Source organism: Flavivirga abyssicola, assembly GCF_030540775.2.
GTDB classification, from domain to species: domain Bacteria; phylum Bacteroidota; class Bacteroidia; order Flavobacteriales; family Flavobacteriaceae; genus Flavivirga; species Flavivirga abyssicola.
In genome coordinates this window covers 4,564,854-4,579,063 of record NZ_CP141266.1, presented here as the reverse complement: position 1 = coordinate 4,579,063, position 14,210 = coordinate 4,564,854, and the positions used below count along the sequence as shown (strand labels likewise).

The 14,210-nt window shown below is 32.1% G+C and carries 11 protein-coding genes; 9 read left to right on the top strand and 2 right to left on the bottom strand.

What is annotated here, in order from left to right; genetic code table 11:
* Positions 1 to 3 precede the first annotated feature (3 nt).
* From Q4Q34_RS19175 to Q4Q34_RS19160, 4 genes are all read left to right on the top strand, one after another.
* Entirely contained in the window at positions 4 to 231 is a 228-nt protein-coding gene (locus tag Q4Q34_RS19175; protein WP_303318034.1) for a DUF3820 family protein, read from the top strand.
* A 247-nt stretch (positions 232 to 478) separates the two neighbouring features.
* Positions 479 to 2,119: a CTP synthase gene (locus Q4Q34_RS19170; RefSeq protein WP_303318033.1), complete on the top strand. Its 1,641-nt coding sequence runs from the start codon at positions 479 to 481 to the stop codon at positions 2,117 to 2,119.
* A gap of 149 nt (positions 2,120 to 2,268) precedes the next feature.
* A complete protein-coding gene (yidC, locus tag Q4Q34_RS19165; RefSeq protein ID WP_303318032.1) occupies positions 2,269 to 4,170 on the top strand; it encodes a membrane protein insertase YidC in 1,902 nt (633 codons plus the stop codon).
* A gap of 175 nt (positions 4,171 to 4,345) precedes the next feature.
* Positions 4,346 to 5,044: a toxin-antitoxin system YwqK family antitoxin gene (locus tag Q4Q34_RS19160; RefSeq protein ID WP_303318031.1), complete on the top strand. Its 699-nt coding sequence runs from the start codon at positions 4,346 to 4,348 to the stop codon at positions 5,042 to 5,044.
* 141 nt (positions 5,045 to 5,185) lie between these two features.
* On the opposite strand, the gene Q4Q34_RS19155 is transcribed toward Q4Q34_RS19160, so the two are convergent.
* Positions 5,186 to 6,601: a fasciclin domain-containing protein gene (locus tag Q4Q34_RS19155; protein ID WP_303318030.1), complete on the bottom strand. Its 1,416-nt coding sequence runs from the start codon at positions 6,599 to 6,601 to the stop codon at positions 5,186 to 5,188.
* A gap of 180 nt (positions 6,602 to 6,781) precedes the next feature.
* Here Q4Q34_RS19155 and mnmA point away from each other — a divergent pair, with 180 nt between their 5' ends.
* The 3 genes from mnmA to Q4Q34_RS19140 are packed head-to-tail and all read left to right on the top strand — an operon-like array spanning position 6,782 to position 10,560.
* Positions 6,782 to 7,969 carry a tRNA 2-thiouridine(34) synthase MnmA gene (gene mnmA, locus Q4Q34_RS19150; RefSeq protein WP_303318029.1) on the top strand — a complete coding sequence of 396 codons (1,188 nt, stop codon included), beginning with the start codon at positions 6,782 to 6,784 and terminating at the stop codon, positions 7,967 to 7,969.
* A gap of 26 nt (positions 7,970 to 7,995) precedes the next feature.
* Positions 7,996 to 9,618 carry a S8 family serine peptidase gene (locus Q4Q34_RS19145; protein ID WP_303318028.1) on the top strand — a complete coding sequence of 541 codons (1,623 nt, stop codon included), beginning with the start codon at positions 7,996 to 7,998 and terminating at the stop codon, positions 9,616 to 9,618.
* Positions 9,619 to 10,560: an NAD(P)H-dependent flavin oxidoreductase gene (locus Q4Q34_RS19140; protein WP_303318027.1), complete on the top strand. Its 942-nt coding sequence runs from the start codon at positions 9,619 to 9,621 to the stop codon at positions 10,558 to 10,560.
* Positions 10,561 to 10,564: 4 nt separating this feature from the next.
* On the opposite strand, the gene Q4Q34_RS19135 is transcribed toward Q4Q34_RS19140, so the two are convergent.
* Positions 10,565 to 11,500: a TolB-like translocation protein gene (locus Q4Q34_RS19135; RefSeq protein ID WP_303318026.1), complete on the bottom strand. Its 936-nt coding sequence runs from the start codon at positions 11,498 to 11,500 to the stop codon at positions 10,565 to 10,567.
* A 269-nt stretch (positions 11,501 to 11,769) separates the two neighbouring features.
* Here Q4Q34_RS19135 and Q4Q34_RS19130 point away from each other — a divergent pair, with 269 nt between their 5' ends.
* Together Q4Q34_RS19130 and Q4Q34_RS19125 are read left to right on the top strand one after the other, a co-directional pair.
* On the top strand, positions 11,770 to 12,423 hold the full coding sequence (locus Q4Q34_RS19130) for an outer membrane protein (RefSeq protein WP_303318025.1): 654 nt from the start codon (positions 11,770 to 11,772) through the stop codon (positions 12,421 to 12,423).
* 310 nt (positions 12,424 to 12,733) lie between these two features.
* A complete protein-coding gene (locus Q4Q34_RS19125) occupies positions 12,734 to 14,113 on the top strand; it encodes an MATE family efflux transporter (RefSeq protein ID WP_303318024.1) in 1,380 nt (459 codons plus the stop codon).
* The last annotated feature ends 97 nt before the right edge of the window (positions 14,114 to 14,210 follow it).

Below are 14,210 nucleotides of genomic sequence, written 5' to 3'. Positions count from 1 at the left end.
TATATGCTCCCAGATAAACAGTTCCTTATAGATTTAGCACACACCAAAATGCCTTTTGGTAAATATAAAGATCGTTATTTAATCGATTTGCCAGAATACTATTTGGTATGGTATCATAATAAAGGCTTTCCAAAAGGAAAACTGGGGGATATGCTTACCCAAGTTTATGATCTAAAAATGAATGGCTTAGAAGATTTAATTCGAAATATTAAGAGGCAGTTTCCTAAGTGAATTTTAATTTTTGTTAAGAATCGTTTTTATCATTATAGTAATGGTTATTAGTCCAGTTTGTCTTTTTACTAGTATTTTATATTCGGATAAAATAAAATAGATTTTTTCTTACAAATTCAAGGGTGTTATAAAGAAACATGCCTTTTCTTCTCCAAATCATTGTTAAAAACTCCCATTAAATAACCCAAAACTAATTCTGAAATAACTATTTTAATTTTGTAAATTTGCCTGCGTTTATAAGCGCAACATGACACAAACCACAAAATACATATTTGTAACCGGAGGGGTTACATCGTCTTTAGGAAAAGGCATCATAGCAGCATCTCTTGCTAAATTATTACAAGCTCAAGGATATCGTGTTACGATTCAAAAATTAGATCCCTATATAAATGTAGACCCAGGAACATTAAACCCATATGAACATGGTGAATGTTATGTGACTGAAGATGGAGCAGAAACCGATTTGGATTTAGGGCATTATGAGCGTTTTTTAAATGTACCTACTAGTCAGGCCAATAATGTTACAACAGGTAAAATTTATCAAAGTGTGATTCAAAAAGAACGCCGAGGCGAGTTTTTGGGAAAGACAGTACAGGTTGTTCCTCATATTACAAATGAAATAAAACGCCGTGTACAAATTTTAGGGAAGTCTGGCGATTATGATATCGTTATTACAGAAATTGGAGGCACGGTTGGTGATATTGAATCGTTACCCTATATAGAAGCCGTTCGTCAACTTCGTTGGGATTTAGGAGAAAATAACGCAACAGTTATTCATTTAACATTAGTCCCATTTTTATCGGCTGCAGGAGAATTAAAAACAAAACCAACGCAGCATAGTGTTAAAACACTTATGGAAAGTGGTGTACAAGCAGACATATTGGTTTGTAGAACAGAACATAATTTACCAAAAGATTTACGTCGTAAACTCGCTTTATTCTGTAATGTTAGAGAAGAAGCTGTCATACAATCTATAGATGCATCAACTATATACGATGTACCTAATTTAATGCTAGAAGAAGGTTTAGATAAGGTTGTTTTAAAGCAATTAAACTTAGAAAGTTCTACGCCAGATATTACCAAATGGAATAATTTTGTACACCGACATAAAAATCCAAAAACCGATGTTACTATCGGGTTAATTGGAAAATATGTAGAATTACAAGATTCTTATAAATCTATTTTAGAAGCTTTTATTCATGCAGGAGCGGAAAATGAAGTTAAAGTGAACATAGAATCAATTCATTCAGAATATTTGAATGACGATAATATAAAGCTAAAACTTGGTCATTTAGATGGGGTATTAGTTGCTCCTGGTTTTGGTGAACGCGGTATAGAAGGAAAAATTACAGCAGTAAAGTTTGTTAGAGAAAATAACATTCCATTTTTAGGAATTTGTTTAGGTATGCAAATGGCTGTTATTGAATTTGCGCGACATGTCTTAGGCCTTGCTGATGCCAATTCAACAGAAATGGAAGCTACGACAGCGAATCCAGTAATTGATTTGATGGAAGAGCAAAAAACGGTCATTGATAAAGGAGGCACTATGCGTTTAGGAGCTTGGTCTTGTGAGTTGAAAAAGGGGAGTATAGTTCATGATATCTATAAAAGTGATATTATAAAAGAACGACATAGACATCGCTATGAGTTTAATAGTACTTATAGAGAGGAGCTAGAGGCTGCTGGAATGTGTGCAACAGGTTTAAATCCAGATACAGATTTAGTTGAGATTATAGAAATAACTGAACATCCTTGGTTTGTAGGTGTGCAATATCACCCAGAATACAAAAGTACAGTTGCTAATCCACATCCACTATTTGTGGCTTTTGTAAAAGCAGCTTTAAATCATAAAAAAGATCAAAAAGGTGTCAGTATGGCACAAAATTAAAATTGGATAGCTATTTGATAATCTATTTATCATTCCCATGAAAATGGAAATCTCATTAAATTTAAACGCGTATAATTGTCATATTAAATAAAGCGAAATATCTAACTAAGAGATTTTTATATTGCATTTAGAATGACACAAATTAAAATATGGAAGAAAAGAAATTAGATATTAATTCGATTATAGGGTTCCTACTTATTTTCGGAATATTAATGTATATGCTTTGGCAAAACCAGCCAACACCAGAAGAGCTAGAAGCTCAAGAAAAAGCAAAACAAGAACAAATTGAAACTGAGAAAAAAGCTTCAGAACAAAATCAGACGAAAGTAACTACTGCAGAAGATTATACCTCTGGTGCAGTTTCAGATTCACTTCAATTAATCAATCTAAAAAATAAACTTGGAGCTTTAGCATATTCAGAAACTTTGGTTTCGGATAAAAAAGAAACATATGTTGAAACTGATTTATTTGAATTAAAGTTTAATAATAGAGGAGGCTATTTATCTGAGGTTAAATTAAAAGAGTTTGTCGATTTCAATAAAGAACCTATTTATATTGTAAAAGATAATAATGCTTCTTTCAACATTAATTTTGGAACTATAGAAAGTAGAATTGTAAACACAAAGGATAGATATTTTACGCCTACTGTCACTAAAAATGGAGACAATACTATAGTTTCAATGAAGCTTAAGGTCTCAGAAACTAAGTTTTTAGAATATCGCTACGAGTTGAAAAAAGACGATTACATGATCGACTTTACTATTCGTTCTCAAGGATTAAGTGATATTATTAATAGCTCACAAGCTGTTAGTTTAGATTGGAATCTTAAAACCTATCGTCATGCAAAAAGTATTTCTTATGAAAATAGATATACTGAGGTTGTTTTTGAATATGAAGATGGAAAAGATGACTATTTAGGACAACAAGAACAAACAGATGATACAGCGGAAGATGTTAGTTATGTAGCATTTAAGCAGCACTTCTTCACATCTATTTTATTAGCAGATGCCCCTTTTAAAACGGGAACTTTTGAATCTAGAAATCTAGTTCAGGATGAAGAAATAGATACCGTTTATACCAAAGCATTTGTCGCTAAACTACCTTTAGAATTATCAGGTGGCGAGATTAATAAAACAATGGATTGGTATTATGGACCAAGTGATTTTAAAATATTAAATGCATACGATAGAAATTTAGATGAAGTTGTGCCTCTTGGTTGGGGTATTTTCGGATGGATAAATAAATATGTTTTCATTCCTTTGTTTGCTTTCTTAGGAGGGTTTTTACCTTATGGAATTGCCATTATTGTCATGACGATATTAATCAAGTTATTAATGTCCTTTGTGCAATACAAGCAGTTTTTATCGCAAGCAAAAATGAAGATTCTAAAACCGGAATTGGATGCAATTCGCGAGAAGTATAAAGACAATAAAATGAAAGCGCAACAAGAAACTATGGCGTTGCAAAATAAAGCAGGAGCAAGTCCATTAAGTGGATGTTTGCCAGCCTTAGTACAGTTGCCTGTGTTTTATGCACTGTTTCAATTTTTCCCGTCTGCATTCGATTTAAGACAAAAAAGCTTTTTATGGGTAGAGGATTTATCATCGTATGACACCGTAGCAAACCTTCCATTTAATATTCCATTTTATGGAGATCACGTAAGCTTATTTCCTTTGTTGGCATCTATTGCTATTTTCTTTTATATGCGTTTAACAACGGGACAACAAGTAAATACGCAACCACAACAGGAAGGCATGCCAGATATGGGCAAAATGATGAAGTATATGATGTACTTCTCTCCAATAATGATGTTGTTTTTCTTTAATAACTATGCGTCTGGGTTAAGTTTGTATTACTTTATTTCTAACCTAATTAGTATCGGAATTATTTTAGTGATTAAAAATTACATTCTTGATGAGGATAAAATTCATGCTCAGATTCAAGAGAATAAAAAGAAGCCTAAAAAGCAAAGTAAATTCCAGGCACGTATGCAGGATATGATGGAGCAGGCTGAAAAACAGAAACAAGCACAAAAAAAAGGTAAAAGATAAATACCTTCTCTTGAATAAAAGAAAGGTATCTTTGAATTTTTATTAAAAGTCTTAATATTAAAATGAGCTGTCAATTTTTTGGCAGCTTTTTTGTTATACAATTTGAAAATAATATTTTCGTTTACAATAGTGTTGTTTAGCAAAATAAAAATTAAAAAAAATGATAACTTTTAAAATGAAAAAAGTAATAGCATCTCTAATTATTTTATTTGTTTTTAATTTTGGTTTCTCTCAAAATATTAATCAATTTGATGAAAATGGTAAACGTCATGGCATTTGGAAAAAGACATTTAAAAATACAAATGTTCTTAGGTACGAAGGCGAGTTTTTACATGGCAAAGAAATAGGTGTTTTTAAGTTTTATAAGAACATTAGAAAAAAACCAGTTTTAACAGCTACCAGAACTTTCAATGAAAATGATAATAAAACCTATGTTAAGTTTTTTGCAACGCGGGGAAAAGTCATTAGCGAAGGTACAATGGATGGTAAGCTATACATAGGCGAATGGAAGTATTATCAAAAGAACTCTGATAAGCTACTTACTTTAGAACATTATAACGATAAAGGAAATTTAGATGGTGAGCGTTTTGTGTATTATCCCAATGGGCAAATAGCTGAAAAGCAAAGTTATGTTGACGGAAATTTACATGGTGTTTCAACATGGTATGCTTCTAATAATGTGGTTTTAAAGACTTACATTTATGTAAATGGTGAATTACATGGTGAATCGAAATTTTATAATTCAAAAGGTGAGTTAATAACTGAAGGGCGGTACAAACTAGGAAAAAAACATGGGGTTTGGAAATACTATGAAAATGGTAAGTTAAAAAATCAAAAAAACTTTTCACCAGAAGGGAAGTACAAGAAAAAATGATGCGTATAAAACGGATTGTCCGTAATTAATCATAAAGTACAAAACCCGTTCATATAAAAAAGGCTCCTGGTTTATTAGGAGCCTCTCTTTTTCATAGACAATTTTAATCCAGGATTAACTTGTCTACAATCACAAACCAAACTAATTTGTTAAATCAGGAATAGCCACTTTATTAATAACATGTATAACGCCATTTCCAGCTTGTACATCAACAGCTATTATGCCTATGTCAGAAGCTCCAGAGCCATCAGTTAAATCTGCTATATTACTACCAGTGCCTGGTAATGTAATTGTAAGGTTATCACCTTCTAAGCTTGGTGCTGAAGTATTTCCAGGATTATTCAAATCTCCAGAAGTTACATTCGTCCCCCCTATAACGTGATGTAGTAATACCTGTGTTAATACAGATTCTTCAGGAACAGTAATGGCGGCAAAAGCATCGTTTGTTGGAGCAAATACAGTAAAAGGAGGGTCTATGCTATCACCATTTCCATCAGCCGTTCTGCTTAATATCCCAGCGAAATCTGTTGCAGGGGTTAATGTAGTCAAAGCATCTACTAGAGTTGAAAAAAGAGGGTCTGCAGTTGCAAATGTTACCACTGTAGGTATGCCTATTACTTCATTAATAGCATGAATAATACCATTTGAACATACAACATCAGCAGTTGTAACACTAGATATACCATTAAACTTAACACCATCAGAAGCATCAAAGTATAGACTTAAATTATTCATTCCAGGACCCGTAGCGAGTGTATTTGTATAGCCTGAACCACTATCAACTAAATTAGTAGAAGTTACCACGCCGCTAACAACATGATTTAATAAAATATTAGCTAAAGTGTCTGTAGGTACATCTGCAAGTGCTGTACCATCTAAGAAATCAGTAAAAGCATTATTATCCGGAGCCAATACTGTAAAAGGTCCAGTGCCATTTAACACATCTACTAATCCACCATCAGCAGCACCTAAAGCAGCTACCAGACTTGTGAAACTTGAATTTGCAGAAGCATGAGTTACAACAGTAGGCAATCCAATAACAGCATCCACAATATGTATAATACCATTTGTAGCATCAATATTTGGTGTGTCTACACTTGATACGCCATTTAATATTACACCAGAGGAGGTATCAACAAACATACTTAAGTTTAAATTGGTATCGGCTTGAGTAGCAGATGTACTTATATAACCTGTAGATAAATCTGTAGAAGCAAATTCGCCAGCTATAACATGATTTAGGAGTACCTGAGTTAATACATCAACAGGAACATCTTCTAAGGATGCAAAATTATTTGCAGCCAAAAATGCTGTAAAAGCATTATTTGTTGGAGCAAACACAGTATATTCTTGCGTTCCATTTAGTGTGTTAACTAAATTGGCACGTTGTAAAGCAGCAACTAGACTATTTAGGCTTGGTGTTGCTTGAGCTAATTCTACAATAGTTTCTGGAATAAATTCAGGAACATTATTATCATCATCATTACTACATGATCCTATTAGCATCAAAACAATGAATAAAAATGATAACTTTTTTAAAGCATTTAATCGTTTCATAATTTCTTATAGTTTTATTTTGTTTAACAAAAATATAAAATAATTAAACAAAAAACCAAATTTTGTTTAATATTTTTTAAAATAAAGTAAACAAAATAAATTCTGTAACAGTTTATGATCTAGTATTTTCGCTATCATTTTCTTTAAATATGCGTATATTTGCTGCCTAATTTTAGAAAAATGAAAAGAGTCATTATTGGACTTTCAGGAGGTGTAGATTCTAGTGTTGCTGCTTATTTATTAAAGGAGCAGGGGTACGAGGTCATTGGTTTGTTTATGAAAAACTGGCATGATGATTCCGTAACTATATCGAATGAGTGCCCTTGGTTAGATGATAGTAATGATGCTATGCTAGTTGCCGAAAAATTAGGAATACCATTTCAAACAGTCGATTTAAGTGAACAATATAAAGAGCGGATAGTAGATTATATGTTCAACGAATACGAAAATGGTAGAACACCAAACCCAGATGTGCTTTGTAATAGAGAGATTAAGTTTGATGTTTTTATGAAAATAGCCTTAGAACTTGGAGCGGATTATGTAGCAACAGGCCATTATTGTAGAAAAGGAACCATTCAAAAAGAAGACAAGGAAATCTATCAGTTACTTGCTGGTATAGATGATAATAAAGATCAATCGTATTTTTTATGTCAATTATCTCAAGATCAATTAGCAAAATCTTTGTTCCCAATAGGAGAATTAACTAAACCAGAGGTGCGTGAGATAGCGACCAAACTGGATTTAGTAACAGCCGAAAAGAAAGATTCTCAAGGATTATGTTTTATTGGGAAAGTAAAATTACCGGATTTTCTTCAACAACAATTAAAGCCAAAAGAAGGTGTTATAGTTGAAATACCTAAAGAACAAGAGGTTTTTAGTCATGTTGATCCAGAATTTAATTCGGAAGAGGAGAAATTAAAGTACCTATCTCGCAAGATCGATTATAAAGTTGATCATGGTAAGATAGTAGGTAAACACCAGGGCGCTCATTATTTTACTAAAGGTCAGCGAAAAGGATTAGCAGTAGGAGGGACTGTAGAGCCTTTGTTTGTAATAGACACAGATGTTAATGAGAATGTTATTTATACAGGTCAAGGAAAAGAGCACCCCGGATTATTTAAAAAGGCATTATTTGTAACCAATGAAGAATTACATTGGGTTCGGGAGGATTTAGAATTGAATTCAGGTGAAACAATGGACGTTATGGCCAGAATTCGTTATAGACAATCATTACAAAAAGCCATGTTACATAAAGTAGAAAGTGGTTTATATGTTGAATTTGAAGAATTTCAATCTGCAATTACAGAAGGGCAATTTGTAGCGTGGTATTCAGGAGATGAGTTAGTAGGTTCGGGAGTAATTTCTTAAATTGCAATAGCTTAAAATGATTAGCTATGAAAAAACACCTACTACTTCTGATGCTATTAAGTTATCAGTTTAATACGTTTGCGCAAGAAGATGCTTGGGTGTATTTAAAAGATAAACAAAATATTTCAGCTTCAATTGCTAACCCTATTTCTATACTAACTCAGAAAGCTATTGATAGAAAAAATGCACATCATGTTGTAATTGATGCAAAAGACGTTCCTGTTAATGAGAACTATATAACTCAACTAAAAGGAGCAACTGGCATCTCAGTTATGGCAAAATCTAAATGGTTTAACGCAGTACATGTTAGGGGAAGTAAAACAGATATTGATAATTTATCTACCACATTTTCTTTTATTGATTATGTAGATTTTGCAAATAAAAGTTTAAATACTCTTAAATCTGTCCAGCAAAAAAACAAATCTAAATTAGAAAAGTCTTTTACAACCTTTACATATGGTAATGCAGCTAATCAAATAGAAATGTTTAATGGAAATGAATTGCATTTAGCAGGATATACAGGTGCTGGAATGACGGTAGCCATTATAGACGCTGGTTTCCCTAACGTAAATACGATGTCATCATTTCAAAGGTTAAGACATGCAGGGAATATTTTAGACGATTACGATTTTGTTAATAGAGATTCCGATGTTTATACTAATACGACTAGCAATCATGGCACTTTAGTATTAAGTACTATGGCTGGATATGTTGAAAATGAATATGTAGGAACAGCTCCAGATGCATCTTATTATTTATTTGTTACAGAAGATGCGTTAAGTGAAAACCCAGTAGAAGAAAGCTATTGGGTTGAAGCTGTAGAACGAGCAGATAGTTTGGGAGTAGATGTTATAAACACCTCGCTGGGCTATACTACTTATGATAATCCGAACTATAGTTATACAACAGCTAATATGGACGGTAATACGGCTTTTATTACTAAAGGTGCTAATATCGCTTTTGAAAAAGGGATGTTGTTGGTCAATTCTGCTGGAAATTCAGGAAACAGTAGTTGGGGAATTGTAGGAGCTCCTGCTGATGCTGCTGGTGTTTTTAGTATAGGAGCAGTACAAGCTAATGGTACATATGCCTCATTTAGTTCAAAAGGAAACAGCACACAACCTACCCAAAAGCCAGATGTAGTAGCTCAAGGTCAAGCGAGTTATGTTATAACCGAAAACGATATTATAGCAACAGCTAATGGAACGTCATTTAGTTCACCCATTATAGCCGGAGGAATTGTATGTTTGTGGCAGGCACTATCTAATAAAACCAATATAGAAATTATGCAGTTAGTTCGAGAATCTGCATCGCAATATCATTCCCCCGATTTTATGTTGGGGTATGGAATTCCCAATTTACAAACAGCTCTTAGTTCAGCTTTAAATACAACGAATGATCATGATGATGAAAACCAGATTTTGAAATTACTTCCTAATCCAACAAAAGGACTCATTCGTTTTAATTTTCCTTTGGATCAAAGTGAATTATCTGTTACTATTTTTAATGTTTTAGGAAAAAAAATACTAGAAACTATTATTACCAAAGATAATAATCAGGTAGATATATCTTCATTTTCAAATGGAGTTCATATAGCTAGAATTCAATCTAAAAACATATCAAAAACGATAAAACTTATAAAATATTAAATGACCAATAGCATCACTCAATTATTCAATATTAAATACCCAATTATTCAAGCGGGTATGATTTGGAATAGTGGTTGGCGATTAGCTTCGGCAGCAAGTAACTCAGGTATTTTAGGACTCATTGGGGCAGGATCTATGTATCCAGATGTCTTAAGAGAGCATATTCAAAAATGTAAAAAATCTACAGATAAACCTTTTGGAGTTAATGTTCCCATGTTGTATCCTAACATTGAAGACATCATGGACATTATTGTTGAAGAAGGTGTAAAAATAGTGTTTACTTCAGCTGGAAATCCCAAAACTTGGACATCCTGGTTGCAAGAACGTGGTATTATCGTAGTGCATGTGGTTAGTAGTGTAAAATTCGCATTAAAAGCACAAGAAGCTGGTGTTGATGCTGTAGTTGCTGAAGGTTTTGAAGCTGGAGGACACAATGGTAGAGATGAAACAACGACGCTAACACTCATACCTATGGTTAAAGAGCAGATTCATATTCCAATAATTGCAGCTGGAGGTATTGCTACAGGAAAAGCGATGTTAGCCACCATGATTTTAGGGGCGGATGGCGTACAAGTGGGCAGTCGGTTTGTAGCAAGCGAAGAGAGTTCTGCTCATGAGGCCTTTAAAAAAGTAGTTGTTAATGCTAAAGAAGGTGACACCCAATTAACATTAAAGGAATTAGCACCTGTACGCTTAATTAAAAATAAATTTTATAACGACATACAAACCCTGTACAAAAAGGGACCAACCATTGAAGAGCTGAAAACATTATTAGGTCGTGCAAGAGCAAAAAAGGGTATGTTTGAAGGTGAATTAGAGGAAGGTGAATTAGAAATTGGACAAATAGCAGGCTTGATTCATGATATTAAGCCAGTATCTAACATTGTACAAGATATGCTAAAAGAGTTTGAAGTCGCTAAGAAGATGGTATCTGATTTATAAACCCTCATTTCTTTGGTAATTCACTTATAGGGATTTTATATAATCGACTTAATCCGTTATCATATCTATTAAACGCTTTTAATAACGTATTAATTGACAGAGGGTTTTCAAAATCTGTTTGGGTATTATCTTGTTTACTGGTAAAGTATAGCGTATTTGTTCTATTATCAACAAATGGACAATAATCCATTTTTTTGGTATTTATGGTTTCTCCTAAATTTTTAGCTTCAGACCATTCATTATTATTGTGATAACTTATATATAGATCACCACTACCATAGCCACCTTCCTTATTATAACAGCCATAAATTAAATAGGATTCGTCTGGAGCAATAAAAGCATTGTATTCATATCCCACTGTATTTATAGTATCTGGTAACATTTTTGGTTTCGTATATATACCATTAGAGAAAGTGCTCATGTATATATCATCTTTGCGTTTTAGTTTTGGGTTATCTCTCGTAAAATAAAAATTACCATTATTAGCTATAGAAGGATAAAACTCACCATGTTCCGTATTAATAGGACTTCCCATATTTATTGGTTGTGACCAATTACTGTTAAGTGTTGTGCGCTCCGAGTACCATATATCAAAATCTTTAGGCTTATTTGAAGACTTGCTTAAAGGTCTTGTAGAAACAAAATAAATTTTTAAACCATCATTAGAGAAAAATGGTTCTAAATCAAAATATTGACCAGAAAAAGAAGCTACTTGTGGTGTAGTCCATGTATTGCCCTCTTTTTTTATTGTTATAATCGCAGATAGGTTTCCCATAATACTTTGCGCAGAAAACATCATTTCTTTTCCGTTTGGAGAAATAGCAATATCTCGAACATTAGGAAACTGTTTTAGAATGTCTGGTATAAATGGCTTAACAGATTGTTGAGAAAACCCTGAAATTGTATTAAAAATAAAGATTAATAAGATTATAGGTCTCATAAGAACAATATTTGCTACAAGATACTAAAAGGGGGTATTTGGAACTCTAAAAGGAATGTTAATGTTAACTTTATATTAAATAGTTATAGACATCATAACAAATATTTAAAGCTGTAAATAATCTGATGCTCTCATTATAAGAGGTTTAAATATTAATTAGAAAATACTTAGCATATTATGCAATAAAAAATCTTTAGATGCTAAAGTTTAATCCTTCTATTTGGTCTAAAGCTTGATACGTAATTAGCTTAACTTTTAAAATATTTATAATGAAGAAATTATTTTTTATTGCAGCAATTATTATTTACGGGGCAGCATTTGGTCAAGAATCAAGTAAAAAGCTTGTTATTGAAAAAGGAACCTTTAATATTGGAGGAAAGGCTTCTTTTAGTTTTAGCAATTATGAAAATGAAGATGACATACCAAAAGATAAATATAGTGAATTTGGAATTACACCTAATTTTGGATATGCATTAAAAAACAATTTAATAATTGGATTAGGTGTTGGGTATTCTTATGGTGAATCTGAAAATTATAGAATTAATAATTCAATTGTTCATAGATATGATGCTACTTTCAATAGATTTAGCATATTTCCTTATATTAAAAAATATTTTCCTTTAGGGAATAAACTAACATTGTTTTTGCAAGGTGAAGTCAATTATTCAGAAAACAAAACTAAAAGAAGCAATTCTGAATTCTTAAATAATAATGATGACTCTAGAAACACTTTTTTTGCAGGTTTTCGCCCAGGAATTACTTATTTTCTTAGTAAAAAACTTGCTCTTGAAGCCAATTTAGGTTCTTTAGGGTATAATAAAGCGAAACACAATTACGGTAGTAATAATTCTAATAAATCTGAGTCATTTAATTTTAATTTAAATTCTTCAAATTTACAATTTGGTGTCTCCTATTTTTTCTAAATAAATTTTAAAAATAATTAAATAAAATAAAAAGGAGGAATATATGATTCCTCCTTAAAATAAACGCTGAAACTTATAAGCTTATACTTCGTTCTCCCTTTAAAATAAAAAGCTAAATGTTTCTTATAGTGTTGTTTATTATTTAGTTTGCTTTTTTAAAGCGATGCGAATGTATGAAATTACTAACATTTAGTAGTTGAAAATTTATAAACATTTGTAAAGAGTTATCAACATTTGTTAATTTTTAATAAAAACCAAAAGAAGGTTGCAAAATTGATAAAAATATAAGGCTAAAGATTACTTTTGCCTAATGCAATTAAAAGACTATACCAAAGAATTTAAATACAATTGGAAATTAGCCTTTCCTGTTATGTTGGGTATGTTAGGGCATACGCTAGTTAGCTTTGTAGATAATATCATGGTTGGACAATTAGGCACAGCAGAACTAGCGGCAGTGTCCTTAGGTAATAGTTTTATGTTTATTGCCATGTCTTTAGGAATTGGTTTTTCAACAGCTATAACTCCTTTAGTTGCAGAAGCAGATACAGCAAAAGATTTTATAAAAGGGAAATCATCTTTTAAACATGGTTTGTTTTTATGTACCGTTTTAGGAATATTACTATTCTTAATGGTGTTTTTCGCAAAACCACTTATGCATTTAATGAAACAACCAGCAGAGGTTGTAGAGTTGGCCATTCCGTACTTGGATTTAGTTGCTTTTTCTTTAATTCCTTTAGTTATTTTTCAAGGATTTAAACAGTTTGGTGACGGGATGTCTATGACCAAATATCCGATGTACTCAACATTATTAGGTAATATTATAAATATAATTTTAAATTACTTGTTGATTTTTGGAAAGTTTGGATTTCCAGAATTAGGTATAGTAGGAGCTGCTTATGGTACTTTAGCGTCGCGTTTAATCATGGTTTGGCACCTATGGTTTCTATTAAAGGGAAAAGAGAAATCAAAAGCCTTTGTAACGAATATTAAGTTTTTCGTTCTAGACAAGTTAATGCTTAAAAAAATTATCAATTTAGGTGCGCCAAGTGCCATGCAAATGTTTTTTGAAGTAGCCATTTTTACAGCAGCTATATGGTTAAGTGGATTATTAGGAAAGAACCCTCAAGCTGCAAACCAAATAGCACTTAATTTATCATCTATGACATTTATGATAGCCATGGGATTAAGCGTGGCCTCTATGATTCGTGTTGGCAATCAAAAAGGGTTAAAAGGATATTATGAGTTAAGACGTATTGCATTTTCTTTATTTTTAATGGGAACTATGTTTGCTGTAAGTTTTGCGTTGATATTCTTTTTATTTCACAATCAATTGCCAAAGTTGTATGTAGATTTTAATGATGCCAAGAACTTAATCGATAATACCGAAGTAGTAAGTATTGCATCTAAATTACTCATAGCTGCTGCTATATTTCAAATAAGTGATAGTATACAAGTCTTAGTTTTAGGAGCTTTACGCGGATTGCAAGATGTTAAAATACCAACTATTATTACATTTATATCGTATTGGTTAGTTGGATTTCCTGTGAGTTGGTTTTTAGGCAAAGAAGATGCCTATGGCAGTTTTGGTATTTGGTTAGGGTTACTTGCAGGTTTATCTACTGCTGCTATATTATTGTATATTCGATTTAATTATTTAACTAAAAAGTTAATTAAAGTTGAAAACATGTAAGTAAGCTAAAGTATTTAAATTTATAGGGTTATTTTACAAACAAAGAGCTTATTATAAAAATAAAAAGACTTTTTTGCTATTTTCACTCCAGTATCTA

Coding starts and splice junctions, on each gene's coding strand:
- Q4Q34_RS19125 (WP_303318024.1), top strand. CDS start 12,734: ATGCAATTAAAAGACTATACCAAAGAATTTAAATACAATTGGAAATTA.
- Q4Q34_RS19135 (WP_303318026.1), bottom strand. CDS start 11,500: ATGAGACCTATAATCTTATTAATCTTTATTTTTAATACAATTTCAGGG.
- mnmA (WP_303318029.1), top strand. CDS start 6,782: ATGAAAAGAGTCATTATTGGACTTTCAGGAGGTGTAGATTCTAGTGTT.
- Q4Q34_RS19160 (WP_303318031.1), top strand. CDS start 4,346: ATGAAAAAAGTAATAGCATCTCTAATTATTTTATTTGTTTTTAATTTT.
- Q4Q34_RS19155 (WP_303318030.1), bottom strand. CDS start 6,601: ATGAAACGATTAAATGCTTTAAAAAAGTTATCATTTTTATTCATTGTT.
- Q4Q34_RS19145 (WP_303318028.1), top strand. CDS start 7,996: ATGAAAAAACACCTACTACTTCTGATGCTATTAAGTTATCAGTTTAAT.
- Q4Q34_RS19175 (WP_303318034.1), top strand. CDS start 4: ATGCTCCCAGATAAACAGTTCCTTATAGATTTAGCACACACCAAAATG.
- Q4Q34_RS19170 (WP_303318033.1), top strand. CDS start 479: ATGACACAAACCACAAAATACATATTTGTAACCGGAGGGGTTACATCG.
- yidC (WP_303318032.1), top strand. CDS start 2,269: ATGGAAGAAAAGAAATTAGATATTAATTCGATTATAGGGTTCCTACTT.
- Q4Q34_RS19130 (WP_303318025.1), top strand. CDS start 11,770: ATGAAGAAATTATTTTTTATTGCAGCAATTATTATTTACGGGGCAGCA.
- Q4Q34_RS19140 (WP_303318027.1), top strand. CDS start 9,619: ATGACCAATAGCATCACTCAATTATTCAATATTAAATACCCAATTATT.